The following is a 15541-nucleotide window of genomic DNA, read 5'->3' on the forward strand; positions in this document are numbered from 1 at the left end:
CTTATGGCAACCTTGGCGTCCAAACTCCGCAAAAAGCAGCCGCAGCGCAAAACCAGCGCGCCGCCCAAACCCAATGAAGAGAAAAAGCAGCGCCAGCCGGCGTATCTGCAACGCAAGATGGCCGTCAGCCAGCCGCATGACCCCGAAGAAAAGGAAGCGGACCAGGTGGCTCAGGAAGTCAGCCGCGCCCAAAAAACTGACGAACAGCCGGGGGTGAAGGAAGACAAAGAGATGATTTCCAGCAAGCCGGTGCCCAGCGCTCAACGCTTGTTGCGGCGGCTGAACCGGGCTGCGGCTAATGCCGCAAAACCTGAAGAGGAGCAAAAGCCGGTGCGCCGGGCGAAACAGCCGGATGAGGACAAGAAAAGCCCTGCCGCGCAGCGCTCTGTGGAAACCGAGGATAAAAAACAAGATCAGCTCAAACGTCTGAGTCGTAAAACCAAGGAAGAAGAAAAGCCCAAGGCCGCTCGGCTATTTCGTAAGGCCGCAGGACCCGAAAAAACAGACGAACAACCAACGTCCGCCGCGCGTTTGTTACGTAAATCCAAACCGGCGGATGAGGAGCAAACGGTCGCGCAAACCCGTTTGAATCGTGCTGCCGCCGAGCAAGCGGAACAGTCTGAAGATACCGAATCAGCCGCGTCAGCAAACACAGTCGAGCAGTCGGTGGAGGCGCGAATCGAGGAAAGCCGGGGTAAGGGGGCGCCGTTACCGGAAAATATCCGGCGCGAGATGGAGCAACAACTCGGGGCGGATTTTGCCGGGGTGACCATTCATAACGATGCCGAAGCGGCGGATTTGTGCAAACAACTGAATGCCCGCGCCTTTACCGTTGGTAACGATGTGTACTTCGCGCCCGGCGAATTTGCGCCGGATGCCGATGCCGGGCGCGAACTGCTGGCGCATGAACTAAGCCATGTGGTGCAACAAGGCGGCGGGGTGCAGCGCTTGATGCGCGCGCCGCCGGCGGCACCTGCTGCCGCTCCCGCGGCGGGCGGTGCCAAAAGTGCCGGTAAAGGTACGCTGAAGGGTGGGGAATTGCATGTGCCCCTGCTGACTTTGCCGCAAAAACCGGGCATGCAGGAAAAGTTCAGCGCCAAATACGGCGGCCTGACCAATTGGAAATTGCCGCAAGCCGACGAGCGTACCAACCAGATTGACGACTGGAAAAAGCAGATCAAACCGTCGTCCGGTGGCTGGGATTTAAAACCCTACCTCGGCAGCGATAACACCTTGCCGGATACCAATGGTGCCAGCACGCAATATGCGTTGAAGCTGAAAGCCGGGGGCGGCGGGCAAGGCTATCTGATCGGCAGCGAAAGCGAGATTCGCGAGCAGGCCATTCTGCCGTGGTGGAATAGCCAGGGCGCGCCACATCTGTTCGATGTCGATCATATTCTGGAACTGCAATTGGGCGGCGATGCGGACAAGCTGGAAAACTTCCAATTACTGGATGCCAGCGCCAATCGCAGTTCGGGTAGCAAGATTAAAAACGCCATCGATAAGGCGATACGCGCGGCCATTCCGCCCGAAGTGGAAGGTGGTGGCGACTTGCCGGAAAATCTCTCCAAACCGTTGCCGGGGCGGGGCAAAGCCGCCCCTGGAGTTGCACCGGCACCGGCTGCGAATGCCGCGGCGCCTACTCCGGCCCCTGCCGCGGGAGGCGGCGCAGCACCGGCTACCGCCGCCAAAGATCCGGCGTCGGCTGCACTGGACGCGATTAAAACCAGCTATCAGGACAAACTGTTTTTCGACGAAGTGAAATTCGAGGGGGCCGTCGGCGGCAATCCGGGCATCTGTTGGCAGGCGGACCGCGTCACGAAGATGGAACACCTGAAGCCTCTGGAAAAAGCCACCAAATCTAATGCGCCCGATCTGTTTGCCAACGATAAATTGCGGCTGCTGCCGCGTCCCGGCGCCGGGGTGATGTTTGTGAGCGCCTTGAAGGGCGACCCCGGCAGCGAAACTTTCGACGCCGGCAGTTGGGGCGGCATGTCGGTGGTTGGCGGAACCTTCAACCGCACCGCCGGCAGCGGTACGGTGACGCTGACCATGCCCAAAACCAAAAAAGTCGATGCACAAAACACTACACTAAATTTTGTCAGCAGCGGTGCGCCGACGCTATGCCATATTCCGCCCGGTCAGGTAGCAGATGCTTATCGCAACGCTTTTAAAGCCAAGACTTTGAGCCCGATTGCGCTGAATAACGCCGATATGGATGCCAGCGCCAATATCGTCGGCGGCGGCGTCTTAACCATCGACGGTATTCCGCTGTTGGCCGGCACGACTGTCGACGTGGCGTTGGTTGGCGGCGACCTGGTGTTCTCGAAAACTTTTTCCACCGATGAATTCGATATGAAAGGGCCTATCCAATTGGATAGCAGTTCGCTGACGCTGAGTGCCGGCGCAGCCACGCCGATTGCCGCCGCCGGCTTGGTGGAGTTTCACATTGGCGAACTAGCTAAAGGCTCTTTGGAAGGCAGTGCCACCGCCGGCGGCTTTGCGATGGCCGGCCAATTGGAATTTGATAAACAGCTGTTCACGGGTGCGGGGCGTATCGACTATGACAGCGCCAAAGGCATTAAAGCCTCCGGGACGCTGGGCCTGAAGCCGGGCGCATTGAAAGGCATCAAAAAAGCCAGTTTTACCCTAGCTTACGACGATGCCAAAAAAGCCATCGATTTTGCCGGCGACGCCGAGGTTTCCGTGCCCGGCTTTAAAGGCGCCAAACTGTCTGCGCATGCCGACGATACCGGCAATATCAGCTTGGGCGGCGAGGCGACGCTGTCCGACACCATCCCGCGTATCAAGGCCGGCAAGCTGAATGTCTCGGCGGAGCGCAAGGGCGACGTCTGGTCATTGGGCGGCGGCGGAGAGTTAGAGCCCGATTTGAGCGGATTGGACGCCAGCGCCAAAATCAAACTGGATTATAAAGACGGCTTATTGAATGGCAAACTCACGGCCAATTACAAACGCAGCATGCTGGCCGGTAATATCGATTTGAATGCCAAAGCCGTGGTCGGTGAAGGTGGCGGCGAGGCCGAACCGATCAAGGTGTGGGGCAGCGGCACGGTCGATGTCACTGCCGCGCCGTGGTTGAAAGCGACTGTTGGATTGACATTGGACGAGAAAGGCGAGATTACTGTGTCCGGCGAATTGGGTTTACCCAGTTCGTTGGAGATCTTTCCGCGCAAGGAGATCAACAAATCGCTGTTTGCCGTTGCCACGCAAGTACCGATTGTGCCGGGTATCGTCGCGGAAGTGGGCGGCAATCTGAGTGCGACGGCGGGCATTGGCCCCGGTAGCCTGGATCAATTGAAAATCGGTTTGACCTACAATCCCGATCACGAGCAAGACACCAAAATTACCGGCGACGCGCATCTTAAAGTGCCGGCCGATGCTGGGTTGCGCTTGGCGGTGCGGGCCGGTATCGGTCTGGGCATTACCGGCGCCAGCGCCACCGGCGGCCTGGAGATAGGCGGCAAACTGGGTATTGAGGGTGCGGCGGAGGCGGGGGTGCATGTGGATTGGACGCCGGCCACAGGCCTGGATTTGACCGCCAAGCTGGCGGTATCCGCGCAACCCAGCTTTACCTTTGATATTTCCGGTTACGTGGCGGTGACGGCGCTGGGCTTTAGCGTTTACGACCAGCGTTGGCAACTGGCTTCGTATCAATTTGGTTCGGATTACAAGTTTGGTATCAGCCTGCCGGTGCATTATCACGAAGGACAACCCTTCGATGTATCGCTGGATGACGTGCAGTTCGAGGTGCCGGACATTTCGCCGGGCGACATTTTGAGTGGTTTGATTGCCAGGATAGCCTGATGAATGCGCTTAACGATCTGCTCAGAGAAGGAGTAATCGCCCATCAGGCCGGTAACCTGGCCGAAGCGGCGCGTTTGTATCGGGCGGCGCTGGAATTGGACGCTGACAATGCCAGCGCGCATAACAATCTGGGTTTTGTGCTGGCGCAGCGGCAAGAGTGGCCGGAGGCCTTGGTGCATTTGCGTACCGCCTTGCGCCTGAAGCCGAATATGGCGATGGCGCATTGCAATATCGGACAGGTGCTGGTGAATATCGGTCAGGCCAGTCAGGGCCTGGCACATCTGGAGCAGGCTACCGTTTGCGATCCAGACAATGTGACGGCTTGGGATAATCTGGCCCGCATCAGAGTCTTACTCGGCGACTTTCAGGGCGGCGAGTATGCGGCGATCCGCGCCTTGAAACTACAACCCAACGCGCCGCAGCTGCATACCCGCTTGGGCATCGCCGTGGCCGCTCAGCAACGGCTGCCCGAGGCCTTGCAGCATTATCAGCAGGCTTTGGCACTGGACAACAGACATCAAGAAGCCTGGGCGCAACTGGGTATTACCTGTTTCCTGCGTAACGATCTGGGCAGCGCCCGCGAAGCGCTGGAAACCGCACTGGCGCTGAATCCGGACGATAGTAACGCCTTGCGGCATCTGGCCTTGGTGAATCTGAGTCTGGGTAAGCGCGATGTCGCCATCGCCCAGTTCGAGCATTTACTGGAACATAATCCGGACGATGACGATTCGCGCCTTGATTTGGCGGTGGTGTTGTTATCCGGCCAGCATACGCTTGCGGCGCTGGAGCAGCTGGCGGCTATAAGCGAGGCCGCGCGCGCGTCCAGCAAATATCAATTCTATTTAGGCCTGGCCTTGCAACAAAACGGCGAGCAGGAATCCGGCACGCAATTGCTGCGGCAACTGGCGGATTTGCCGGATGATGTTTACGGGGTTAAGGCGCGAAAGATGTTGTTGGTGAGTTGAGTTTATTGAGGCAGGTGGGTGTTCTAATTCGAGTCGGAAGGTTTCGAGTATTAAAGTATTTAAGCGATTTGCTGAAATGGAATATTTGAGGGGCGGGCAACGGCCAATTTCGGACGGATGGTTCTTCTGACGAATGTCTGTTGATTGATCTAACGCCTATAGGTTATGCCGAGCCATGCGAGGCGCAATGATCGCGAACGGTGCGCCTGACGGCAGCACCCTATAGTCTGCGTACCTCATGGTCTTGGAATTAAGCGGCGGCGGAGCCGTCTGCTTGGATGTATTAGTCACGACTTGATCTGACACATCGACTTGAAAAGATGAGAGTTACCGGTTTTGATAGGGGTGTCGAATCCTTACACAAAACACAAAAGGTAACTCTCATGATCCATACAAACAATCCGATCATTAAACACAAAGCGGGGCTGTTAAATTTAGCCCAAGAACTGAATAACGTCTCCAGAGCCTGCAAGGTGATGGGTGTCTCGCGCGATACGTTTTATCGTTATCAAGAGCTGGTAGCCGAAGGTGGCATTGATGCCTTAATCGACAAAAACCGCCGGTCTCCGAATCTGAAGAATCGCGTCGATGAAAGCATTGAGCTGGCAGTGAAAGCCTATGCGGTTGAGTGGCCAGCGCATGGACAGCATCGAACCAGTAATGAACTGCGTAAACAAGGGGTATTCGTATCCGGCAGCGGCGTTCGCTCCATCTGGTTACGGCATGACCTGGAGAACTTTAAAAAGAGGCTTAAAGCACTGGAAGCCAAGGTAGCCGCCGAAGGGTTAATGCTGAGCGATGCGCAGATTGCGGCGTTGGAGAAAAAGCAGCAGGATGATCAAGCCTGCGGCGAAATCGAAACAGCCCATCCCGGTTACCTGGGTTCGCAGGATACTTTTTACGTCGGCAACCTCAAAGGGGTTGGGCGGATATACCAGCAGACTTACGTGGACACCTACAGCAAAGTCGCACACTGCAAGTTGTATACAACCAAAACGCCCATTACCGCAGCGGATATCCTGAATGACAAAGTATTGCCGTTCTACGAAGCCAACGCATTACCCGTTCTACGCATTCTGACGGATCGCGGCACAGAATATTGTGGCAAGGTCGAACAGCATGATTATCAGCTATACCTGGCGATCAACGACATCGACCATACCAAAACCAAGGCCATGTCACCGCAAACCAATGGGATTTGCGAACGCTTCCATAAGACCATCTTGCAGGAGTTCTATCAGGTCACGTTCCGCAAAAAGCTCTATAGCGACCTGGATGAACTCCAAAAAGATCTGGACGAATGGCTGGTTTATTACAACAATGACCGAACTCATCAGGGCAGAATGTGCAACGGCAGAACGCCGATGGATACCTTGCTGGATGGAAAACAGATTTGGGCTCAAAAAAATCTGAACCAAATCTAATCTGACAGACACCCCGCAAAAACGGTAACTGTCAGATCAGGTCTGAGCTAATACAACTTTACAAGTTTCTTGTCAATCAACTCAATATCCTTCTGCCAATCACCAGAGTTATTCCTTCGCTCCTCAAATCCAGCCTTCGCCGCAAGCAGATACTCGATGGCGGAATTGATATCACCTAACTTGATATATGCCTCCGCCATGTCCTTCTGAAAGATTGGAGTTGCGATCTTCAGGAAGTTAGCTTGCTTGTCCAATTCAAGAATGCTCGACCCGACAGAGAGAACGCATTGATAGTTCTTTTCCTTCTTTGCTGCCCTAAGCGCGTTTCGTAACAGAACAAACTTTTTTAATAGCTCGTCATTCCACTGGCTGGTCATTCATTCCACCTCTAATGATCTAGGATGTTGGTGCATTTACCTTTAGCAGCTCTTGCGCCTTGTGCATGAAATATTTCCGAAGTGGCTCGTTGATGATTAGTTCTTGAGCTCGATATTCGACCTCATTCATGGAGCGATATTCTTGGTTGGACAATAGATCCCTTAGAAAAGCATCTGCCTCGGATTCGCTTTCAATTTTAAATTTTTCGATCATTCTTACTCCAATGTGATGGTGGTGCCTAACAAGTTATTAAGCTGTTAACCGTATATCTACCAGAAAATAGTCTTCGGCACGGTATTTTATTGATCTGCATCTAAGTTTCCTTTCTGTTTATTATCGGCCACAGGTGCCTATGACTGGTAACGGTCAAATCCCCGGCATTAGATCACTTTGGCTGACAGGCGGCAAAGGGTCGGTTGTGACAATTTGCCAATTCAAATTCCATGATTTCAATACCGGTGCAATCGTATCGGAATATTTGGCCTACTTTAGATCAGGGCAGGTAGCGGCTTTTAGTTGCGACGTATGGCTTGGTCTAGGGTGGAATAGCAATCACAAAGGCTCGAAATATTCGCATCTGTTGGCGCGTTGCTTGTTGGTAATCAATTTGGCCTTTGGTTCACTGCATTTGTTCGGGGCGCTATTACTAAAGAATCTACAATTGCGGCAGACGCGCGTGGCTGTGCGGCAGCCGGCGCATTTCGATTCGTACGCATAATCGGGTTGCCGTAGTTTGTAAGCACAGCGCCAACATTCGCCATTACCCTTGATACTCATCGCTACCCAGTGCTATCAGACAATATCTTGATTGGCATACGATTTTCCTGTCCTTTTATCATCTGAGATAGTTAGCCACCAAGCTTTTGTCATTGAAGCAGATCGAACGGCAGACCGCAACGGGCCGCATTAAGGCCATTGCGCTTTCCAGGCCTGATTTTCAATCCGCGCTAAACGCTTTATAGCGTCCCAAGGTTATTAGTAAGCGTGCCTAATTTGTTTCTAATTGGTATCAAGTCTAAGGGATACGGCGTTAGTTTCAACGTCCCGCTTGATGCCTTAATTGTTGAAACTGCGTCAATAACCGCCCGCAAAATCAATATTCCCGCTTGAAAAAATCGGCGGGAAGGCCAGAATGAAACGCAGAGCGCTACTGCGGTGTTAAAACCGCGCAAGCGGTCGATGACGAGTGGAACAAATGAGCGGCAACGCGTGTCCTGTCTGAGGATTGAACGTTAGGGGCAATTACCACGTAAAGAGCGGGTACGGAAAGATTCAAATTGGTGCATAGTGGCGTCGAATCCCTCGAGCAATCGTGGTTTCGTATTGTGTTCATAATTGGCTGAAATGATGGCAGATGTCTTGGTTAGTGCGGCCTCACGGTAAATTTCGGAATTTCTGACTGACTACAGACCTTGAGTCTGACCTCGTCAACGGCATCGGCGGTAGGCTGGCGGGTTGGAGACTACAGTTTAGGCTGTGGAATCCCCCGCCGGCGGGCTCATCATCCAACTCCGGTTATTTCTCCCTTCCTGCTTCTCGAATCGCATCCCAACTGTTTCTCGGTGTTAGCGGCAAACCTCTGGAACCTTGCCTCCGTATCCAAACATGCACCGATTACATTTAAAATTCCGTGGAATAGGCCTAACCGGTCAGCATTGATACAATAAGGCATTATTTCTCAAAGCCACATTATCCAGGGAGTACTCATGATTCGCTTTCCAGCAGAATGGGAAACACAATCAGCCGTGATCATCGCTTGGCCGCACCACAGCGGCGACTTTACCAATCTGTCCGCCGTCGAAGACACCTACCATTTTGTCGCGACTACCATCAGCCGTTTTCAGCCCTTGGTGATTATTTGCAAAGACGGCGAGCATCAGCAGCATATTCAGACGCAACTGGGCCACAACGAAAAAATTCATATGGTGCAGGCCGATTACAACGATATTTGGCTGCGGGATACGGTGTTTTTGACGATGGAATGGCAACATCCCAAAGCCAGCGTGCAGCTGCTTAACTTTCGATTCAATGGCTGGGGTAAAAAATATCCGCATGCGGCCGACGACGCCTTGAATTTGGCCTTGTTTGCGCATCCGATTTTTAAAGGTCATCCCACTGCCACGCTGGATCTGGTGCTGGAAGGCGGCAGCGTGGAGTCGGACGGGCAAGGTACCGTGATGACCACTAAAAATTGTCTACTCAATCCCAACCGCAATCCGGATTTGTCGGAAGCGGCGATAGCCGGTCAACTGCAAAATTATTTGGGCGCGAAGCGGATTTTGTGGGTCGAGCAAAGCAATCTGGCCGGCGACGACACCGATGCGCACATCGATACGCTGGCGCGGTTTTGCGATGCCAACACTATCGCTTATACCAGTTGCGACGACAGCGCAGACCCACATTTCCAAAGCCTGAAAAATATGGAAGCGCAGCTAAAAACCTTTAAGACAGAAGGCGGCGATGCCTATCGGTTGGTGGCGCTGCCATTACCAAAACCGATTTTCGATGAACAAGGCCAGCAGTTGCCGGCCAATTACTCGAATTTCCTGATTATCAACGGCGCGGTATTGGTGCCGGTTTACGACGACGCGATGGATGCGGTGGCGCTGGAACGCTTGAAGGGCTGCTTCCCGAATCTTGAAATCATCGCCACGCCATGCCGGCCGCTGGTGCATCAATACGGCAGTTTGCATTGTGCCAGCATGCAGGTGCCGGCGTTCGTTAAATTGAATTTCTAAGAATCTGTCCGACTCATGAAAAAATCGATTATCGCCTGCGCCGTGCAGCAGCCTTGCAATCGCGGCCGGGAAGCCAATCTGGCTTATTCGATCAGCCAAATCGAAACAGCCGCTCGGCAGAATGCCGATCTGGTGGTGCTGCCGGAGCTGCATCTGGATCATTATTTTTGCCAAAGCGAAGACACCGGGTGTTTCGATTTGGCGCAGCCGATTCCCGGCCCAACTTGCGACACGCTGGCTGAAGTGGCGAAGGCCAATAAGGTGGTGATCGTTTCGACCATTTTCGAGAAACGTGCGCCGGGTTTGTACCATAACACGGCGGTGGTGTTCGATAAGGACGGCAGCATCGCCGGCACCTTCCGGAAAATGCATATTCCCGACGATCCGGGATTTTACGAGAAGTTTTATTTCACGCCGGGCGATCTGGGCTTTACGCCGATCAAAACCTCGATAGGCAAGTTGGGCGTGCTGATCTGTTGGGATCAATGGTATCCAGAAGCGGCGCGGCTCATGGCGTTGGCTGGCGCCGATTTGTTGATTTATCCCACCGCTATAGGTTGGAATCCCGAGGACGATGCGGCCGAAAAGCAGCGTCAATGCGATGCTTGGATTACCGTGCAACGTGCGCATGCGGTGGCGAACGGCATTCCGGTGATTTCCTGCAATCGTATCGGTTTTGAAGCGGCGCCGGATCAAGCGCCCGGTATTCAGTTTTGGGGACATAGCTTTATCGCCGGCCCGCAAGGTGAGATTTTAAGCAGCGCTGGCGATAATCAGGATGTGTTGTTATTTGCCGAGCTTGATGCGCAGCGCAGCGAGGACGTCAGACGCATCTGGCCGTTTTTGCGTGATCGCCGGATAGATGAGTATGCGGATTTGAAGAGACGCTTTATCGATTAAAGACTGATGATGCCAGCGCTTTGAGAAAGCCGGACAACAGCTAGAACTGTTGTCCGGCTTTTTTATCAGTCTTCGCTGGCGCTGCGGCTGACAGGTTCTTGAGGTGTTTCGCTGTGGCGATTGTTGCTGCGCTCGGCGAACTCTCTGTCATAAGAGCGCGGTTGGCTACTCGCTTCGCCGCTTTCGGAATAGCTTGGAGCTGGGGCTGGACGTTCGCCGCCTTGATTGCCTGTTGGGCTATTTTCGCCCGCTTCGCCAGCGGCGCTTTGCTCGGGGCGTCTCTCGCCGCCGTTGCGCGGGCCCCGTCTGCGGCTGCGGCTGCGGCGGCTGCGTTCTTGGCCACCGTTGCCGTTTTCTCTTTTTGCGGTTGTAGTCGCGTCGTCGGTATTTTCCTGGTCAATCACCACGGCTTGCTTTGGCTCGACTGGAGCGCTGCCCGTAGCTTCGGTATTTGCCGGGTTGTTGGGCGGACGGCGATTGTTGTTACGGCGGTTGTTGTTACGGCCTGATGCTGAGCGCTCGCCCCTCTCTCCTCTGTCGCCGCGATCACCACGGTCCCGGCGATTGTTTCTGCCGGATCTGGGTTTGTCTTCGTTGCTTTTTTCAGAGGCTTCGCCGTTTTCGGCGGCTTTGCTATTCCCGATCAGACGCTGCCAGAAACGTTGAATTAGACCGGCAGAGGTCTTTTTGTTTTGTACGGGGGCGGGGGAGTCCGGTAAAAACTCCTTAATCGCGGCTTTTTCGGCTTTAGGGCCGGCCTGCTTGGCAAATTCCGGTACCGTGATGTCTTCTTCCTTGATATGCAAATGGCTGGCTTTTTCTTCGCTGCTTTCGCCTGCGGATTTGATGCGTTCGATGTCGTAAGACGGGGTTTCCAGGTGTTTGCTCGGCAGCACGATGATGCCGACTTGCAATCTGGTTTCGATTTCCTGAATTGCTGCGCGCTTTTCGTTGAGCAGGAAGGTGGCGCAATCGATAGGCAAATGGGCGATGACGCGCTCGGTGCCTTTTTTCATCGCTTCTTCTTCGATCAAACGCAATACGGCCAGCGTGACGGATTCGACGTTACGGATGGTGCCTTGGCCCTTGCAGCGCGGGCAGGTCAGTTGTGTGGAGTCGCCCAGCGAGGGACGCAGACGTTGTCTGGACATCTCCATCAAACCAAAGCGCGAGATGCGGCCGGTCTGGATACGGGCGCGGTCGATTTTCAAGGCGTCGCGCAAGCGGTTTTCCACTTCGCGCTGGTTTTTGTTCGACATCATGTCGATGAAGTCGATGACGAACAAGCCGCCCAAGTCGCGCAAGCGCAGCTGGCGGGCGATTTCGTCGGCGGCTTCCAGGTTGGTGTTCAGCGCGGTTTCTTCGATGTCGCTACCTTTGGTGGCGCGCGCCGAGTTGATGTCCACAGAAGTTAAGGCTTCGGTGTGGTCGATGACGATCGAGCCGCCGGATGGCAATGACACTTCCCGGCGATAGGCCATTTCAATCTGGGTTTCGATCTGGTAGCGGCTGAATAGCGGCACGCTGTCCTGATACAGTTTGGCCTTATGCAGATTATGCGGCATCACCTGCTTCAGGAAGTTATGCACCAGTTTGAAGGCGCCTTCCTGGTCGATCAGGATTTCGTCGATGTCGCCGCGCAAGTGATCGCGCAGGGCGCGGATGATGACGTTGCTTTCCTGGAAAATCAGGAAGGGCGCGGTTTGCTCGGTGCTGGAGCGGTCGATGGCTTCCCACAGTTGCAGCAGGTAGTTCAAATCCCATTGCAGTTCTTCGACGTTTTTGTCGGAACCGGCGGTGCGGATGATCAAACCCATGCTGTCCGGGATTTCCAGGGCGGCCATGGTTTCGCGCAATTCGCTGCGGTTATCGCCTTCGATACGGCGGGAAATGCCGCCCGCTTTGGGGTTGTTCGGCATCAGTACCAAATAGGTGCCGGCCAAACTGATGTAAGTCGTTAGCGCCGCGCCTTTGTTGCCGCGTTCTTCTTTTTCAATCTGAACGACAATTTCCTGGCCTTCGCGAATATTGGATTTAGAGGATTTACCCTCTTCGCTGTCGCCGGTCCGGTATTCGGGGGCGATTTCCTTGAACGGCAGAAAACCGTGTTTCTCGGCGCCGTAATTAACGAAGGCGGCTTCTAGGCTGGGTTCTACCCGAGTGATGATACCTTTATAAATGTTGGATTTTTTTTGTTCTTTTGAAGGAACTTCGATGTCGAAATCATAGAGTTTCTGACCATCTACCAATGCCACTCGCAGCTCTTCGGGCTGCGTGGCGTTGATAAGCATTCTTTTCATTAAATTATCCTTATTGTAATTTGTATCCTACTTAGAGCTTAAACAGGTTTGGTTGTCGCGGACAAAGGCGGCGTGTTTCCCCATATGTACTTAAGTGAGCGGCCAGACTGACGGAAAACTGCAATTAGTTGTAGTAATTGTCGCAGCGGGTTATCGGCATTGCCGAGGGTGGCGCTTGAAAAGTGGGAGGTCTGTTATACCGAACTCTATTCTAAGGATGCAGCTCGCTCATCATGGGTTGAGCGATAAAACCCGAAAAAATTCTTTTAGGTCAGCGCGAAGACACAACGCTGAAACCCCGGTCTTTAAATTTTTATAGCTAAAGTCTATCCAAAGATAAACTAGCCTAATATAGCAATGTTTATTGACAGCAGCAATTTTAAACATGGCTGGCGGATATGTTGTTATTATTTGCCGCATGAATACCGCAGAAAATCAGACCAATCCGCAAGTCCAATGGCTGGAGATTACCGAGGCAAACAGCGAACAAAGGCTCGATAATTTTCTGATCACTTATCTCAAAGGCGTTCCCAAAACCCGCATCTATCGCATGGTCAGAAAGGGCGAAGTTCGAGTCAATAAAGGCCGGATCGACGTCAGTTACAAGTTGCAGTTGGGCGATATTGTGCGAATCCCGCCGGTCAGAGTCGCGGAAAAAAAAGACGAAATCATCGTCCAACCCACCTTGAAGTTCAGCCTGGAAAACCACATTCTTTACGAAGACGACGGCTTTATCGTGCTGAACAAGCCGGCCGGCTTTGCCGTGCATGGCGGTAGCGGCGTCAGTTCCGGCGTGATCGAGGGGCTAAGACAGATTCGGCCGCAGCAGAAGTTTTTGGAATTGGTGCATAGGCTGGACAAGGAAACCTCCGGTTGTCTGTTGATTGCCAAGAAGCGTTCGGTATTGAAGTTATTGCATGAACTTTTTCGCGGCGATGGTATTCAGAAGACGTATCTGGCCTTGCTGGTTGGGCAGTTCCAACGCAAGAAGCAGTTAGTCGAGGTGCCCTTATTGAAAAACGTCGCCCAGGGCGGCGAGCGGATGGTAGTGGTCAGCCAGGCAGGCAAATCCGCCGAAACCTTGTTCACGCGGCTGAAGCAGTTTCAGGATGTCACCTTGGTACATGCCGCGCCTAAAACAGGCCGTACCCATCAGATTAGGGTACATGCTGCTTGGCTGGGGCATCCGATTGTGGCTGATGATCGGTATGGCGATGACGATACGAATAAAGCCTTTAAAAAGCGCGGATACAAGCGTTTGTTTTTACACGCCGAGCAACTGCAGTTTGCGCATCCCGTCAGCGGTGCCTTGCTGCACTTTACCGCGCCATTGTCCGAGGATTTACAAGAATTGCTGAATCATGAAAAACCGCTTTGATTTAATCATTTTTGATTGGGACGGTACTTTAATGGATTCGGTGGACTGGATCGTGCATTGCATCCAACAAGCGGCGATGAGTTGTGAATGTGCAGTGCCGGAAGCGCAGGCGGTCAGAGACATCGTCGGCTTGAGCATCGAAAATGCGATGAAGCAACTGTTTCCGAATGAAGAGTCCGAGATCCGGCAAAAGATCGCTGCCGATTACACGAAAACTTTTTTTAGCAAACAAATCGGCCCTGACGACTTGTTTCCCGGTGTGCATGAAATGTTGAAGCAGTTTCGTGACCAAGGGTATCGTCTGGCTGTGGCGACCGGCAAGAAAAACGCGGGTTTGCATGCAGCAATGAATGCGACCGGTGCAGCGGATTTGTTTTGTACTACGCGCTGTGCGGACCAAACGGCTTCCAAGCCCAATCCGCTGATGCTGGATGAAATCATGGCTGAACTGGGTGTGGAGAAACAGCGCACCTTGATGGTCGGCGATTCGGTGCATGATTTGCAAATGGCCTTAAATGCCCGAGTCGCGTCAATCGGTGTCACTTGCGGGGCGCATTCCGCTGCAACCTTGCAAAAATACAATCCCTTGTTGTGTGTGAACTACCCCACCGACTTAATCGGAATCATATAGGAGACAAATGGTGGAGAATAAACAAGATCTTCCCGGAGATATTGCTGAAAACAGTCCCGGTTGGGAAAAATCGGTACTGGAGAAATTGGCGTTTGCCGCAATCGACGAACAGAAAGCGGCGCGCCGTTGGGGAATATTTTTCAAGTTGCTGACGTTTGCTTATTTGGCCGTTGTGCTGGGTATAGCGATTTATCCGAAATTCAAGGAGGATATCGAGTCCGGCACCTCCGAGCATGTGGCTATCGTTGATGTGCTCGGGCAGATTGTCGAAGGTGAGGCCGCCAGTGCGGATGTGGTGATCGAGGGCTTACGTGATGCGGCCAAGGATAAAAATGTCAAGGGTATCATCCTCAATATCAACTCACCCGGCGGCAGTCCGGTGCAATCCGCTTACATTTACGATGAAATCAGGCGCTTGAAAGCCAAGCATCCGCAATTGCCGATTTATTCGGTGGTGGGCGATATGTGCGCATCCGGCGGTTATTATGTCGCCTCGGCTACCGACAAAATATTCGTGAATCAGGCCAGCATCATCGGCTCTATTGGCGTCATCATGAACGGCTTTGGCTTTACTAATGTATTGGACAAACTGGGCGTGGAGCGGCGTTTGTTAACCGCCGGCGCACACAAAGCCATGCTCGATCCGTTCTCGCCGGTCAATCAGCAAGAAAGCAAGCATATGCAGTCATTGCTCGACCAAGTACACCAACAATTTATAGGTGCGGTGCGGGAAGGACGCGGCAAGCGTTTGAAGGAAACCGAAGCGCCCGAGATGTTCTCCGGGCTGATTTGGACCGGCACGGAAGGCGTCAGGCTGGGATTGGCGGATGATTTCGGTAGCGTCGATAGCGTGGCCCGCGACCAGTTCGGCACCGAAGAGAAAGTAAACTTTACTCCTCAAGAGCGTCTGATCGACCGCTTGGCCGGCAAGTTCGGCGCTTCGTTCGGTCATGCTATCGCCAGCCGTTTGCCTGTGCCGGCGATGCAGTAGTCCGGCGCGTG

Annotated in this window: 11 protein-coding genes; 8 read left to right on the top strand and 3 right to left on the bottom strand. The window is 53.4% G+C overall.

The genetic code is table 11. The features are described from left to right. The first annotated feature begins 3 nt into the window (after positions 1 to 3). The 3 genes from ACH5Y9_RS23965 to ACH5Y9_RS23975 all read left to right on the top strand — a co-directional run bounded on the left by ACH5Y9_RS23965 (position 4) and on the right by ACH5Y9_RS23975 (position 6214). Positions 4 to 3825 (top strand): eCIS core domain-containing protein, encoded by a 3822-nt coding sequence (locus tag ACH5Y9_RS23965; RefSeq protein WP_445367846.1) that lies wholly within the window; start codon positions 4 to 6, stop codon positions 3823 to 3825. Continuing rightward, positions 3825 to 4790 (top strand): tetratricopeptide repeat protein, encoded by a 966-nt coding sequence (locus ACH5Y9_RS23970; RefSeq protein WP_445367847.1) that lies wholly within the window; start codon positions 3825 to 3827, stop codon positions 4788 to 4790. Before ACH5Y9_RS23965 ends, ACH5Y9_RS23970 begins: the two co-directional genes overlap by 1 nt. A 383-nt stretch (positions 4791 to 5173) precedes the next feature. Beyond that, on the top strand, positions 5174 to 6214 hold the full coding sequence (locus ACH5Y9_RS23975; protein WP_205450216.1) for an IS481 family transposase: 1041 nt from the start codon (positions 5174 to 5176) through the stop codon (positions 6212 to 6214). A 47-nt stretch (positions 6215 to 6261) separates the two neighbouring features. Here ACH5Y9_RS23975 and ACH5Y9_RS23980 read toward each other — a convergent pair whose 3' ends face one another. Both ACH5Y9_RS23980 and ACH5Y9_RS23985 read right to left on the bottom strand, forming a co-directional pair. Beyond that, positions 6262 to 6591: a hypothetical protein gene (locus ACH5Y9_RS23980; RefSeq protein WP_445367848.1), complete on the bottom strand. Its 330-nt coding sequence runs from the start codon at positions 6589 to 6591 to the stop codon at positions 6262 to 6264. A gap of 19 nt (positions 6592 to 6610) precedes the next feature. Continuing rightward, positions 6611 to 6805: a hypothetical protein gene (locus ACH5Y9_RS23985; protein ID WP_445367849.1), complete on the bottom strand. Its 195-nt coding sequence runs from the start codon at positions 6803 to 6805 to the stop codon at positions 6611 to 6613. 1493 nt (positions 6806 to 8298) lie between these two features. Here ACH5Y9_RS23985 and ACH5Y9_RS23990 point away from each other — a divergent pair. Together ACH5Y9_RS23990 and ACH5Y9_RS23995 are read left to right on the top strand one after the other, a co-directional pair. After that, positions 8299 to 9330, top strand: coding sequence for an agmatine deiminase family protein (locus ACH5Y9_RS23990; RefSeq protein ID WP_445367850.1), 1032 nt, complete (start codon positions 8299 to 8301; stop codon positions 9328 to 9330). Positions 9331 to 9345: 15 nt separating this feature from the next. After that, on the top strand, positions 9346 to 10230 hold the full coding sequence (locus ACH5Y9_RS23995; RefSeq protein ID WP_445367851.1) for a carbon-nitrogen hydrolase: 885 nt from the start codon (positions 9346 to 9348) through the stop codon (positions 10228 to 10230). Between the two features lie 65 nt (positions 10231 to 10295). Here the strand turns inward: ACH5Y9_RS23995 and ACH5Y9_RS24000 are convergent, their stop codons facing one another. After that, positions 10296 to 12530 carry an Rne/Rng family ribonuclease gene (locus tag ACH5Y9_RS24000; protein ID WP_445367852.1) on the bottom strand — a complete coding sequence of 745 codons (2235 nt, stop codon included), beginning with the start codon at positions 12528 to 12530 and terminating at the stop codon, positions 10296 to 10298. A 418-nt stretch (positions 12531 to 12948) separates the two neighbouring features. Between ACH5Y9_RS24000 and rluC the strand changes: the two genes are divergently transcribed. From rluC to sppA, 3 genes are read left to right on the top strand one after another with little or no spacing between them, the layout of a single operon-like run. After that, positions 12949 to 13908 (top strand): 23S rRNA pseudouridine(955/2504/2580) synthase RluC, encoded by a 960-nt coding sequence (gene rluC / locus ACH5Y9_RS24005; protein WP_445367853.1) that lies wholly within the window; start codon positions 12949 to 12951, stop codon positions 13906 to 13908. Further along, entirely contained in the window at positions 13892 to 14539 is a 648-nt protein-coding gene (locus ACH5Y9_RS24010) for an HAD-IIIA family hydrolase (RefSeq protein ID WP_445367854.1), read from the top strand. The genes rluC and ACH5Y9_RS24010 overlap by 17 nt, the downstream gene beginning before the upstream one ends. 7 nt (positions 14540 to 14546) lie before the next feature. After that, a complete protein-coding gene (gene sppA / locus ACH5Y9_RS24015; protein ID WP_445367855.1) occupies positions 14547 to 15530 on the top strand; it encodes a signal peptide peptidase SppA in 984 nt (327 codons plus the stop codon). Positions 15531 to 15541 lie beyond the last annotated feature (11 nt).

The sequence above is a fragment of the Methylomonas sp. BW4-1 genome (genome assembly GCF_052474385.1).

What these genes read in the sequence shown, in the direction of transcription:
- ACH5Y9_RS23965 (WP_445367846.1), top strand. Translation starts at nt 4, where the DNA reads ATGGCAACCTTGGCGTCCAAACTCCGCAAAAAGCAGCCGCAGCGCAAA.
- ACH5Y9_RS23970 (WP_445367847.1), top strand. Translation starts at nt 3,825, where the DNA reads ATGAATGCGCTTAACGATCTGCTCAGAGAAGGAGTAATCGCCCATCAG.
- ACH5Y9_RS23975 (WP_205450216.1), top strand. Translation starts at nt 5,174, where the DNA reads ATGATCCATACAAACAATCCGATCATTAAACACAAAGCGGGGCTGTTA.
- ACH5Y9_RS23980 (WP_445367848.1), bottom strand. Translation starts at nt 6,591, where the DNA reads ATGACCAGCCAGTGGAATGACGAGCTATTAAAAAAGTTTGTTCTGTTA.
- ACH5Y9_RS23985 (WP_445367849.1), bottom strand. Translation starts at nt 6,805, where the DNA reads ATGATCGAAAAATTTAAAATTGAAAGCGAATCCGAGGCAGATGCTTTT.
- ACH5Y9_RS23990 (WP_445367850.1), top strand. Translation starts at nt 8,299, where the DNA reads ATGATTCGCTTTCCAGCAGAATGGGAAACACAATCAGCCGTGATCATC.
- ACH5Y9_RS23995 (WP_445367851.1), top strand. Translation starts at nt 9,346, where the DNA reads ATGAAAAAATCGATTATCGCCTGCGCCGTGCAGCAGCCTTGCAATCGC.
- ACH5Y9_RS24000 (WP_445367852.1), bottom strand. Translation starts at nt 12,530, where the DNA reads ATGAAAAGAATGCTTATCAACGCCACGCAGCCCGAAGAGCTGCGAGTG.
- rluC (WP_445367853.1), top strand. Translation starts at nt 12,949, where the DNA reads ATGAATACCGCAGAAAATCAGACCAATCCGCAAGTCCAATGGCTGGAG.
- ACH5Y9_RS24010 (WP_445367854.1), top strand. Translation starts at nt 13,892, where the DNA reads ATGAAAAACCGCTTTGATTTAATCATTTTTGATTGGGACGGTACTTTA.
- sppA (WP_445367855.1), top strand. Translation starts at nt 14,547, where the DNA reads ATGGTGGAGAATAAACAAGATCTTCCCGGAGATATTGCTGAAAACAGT.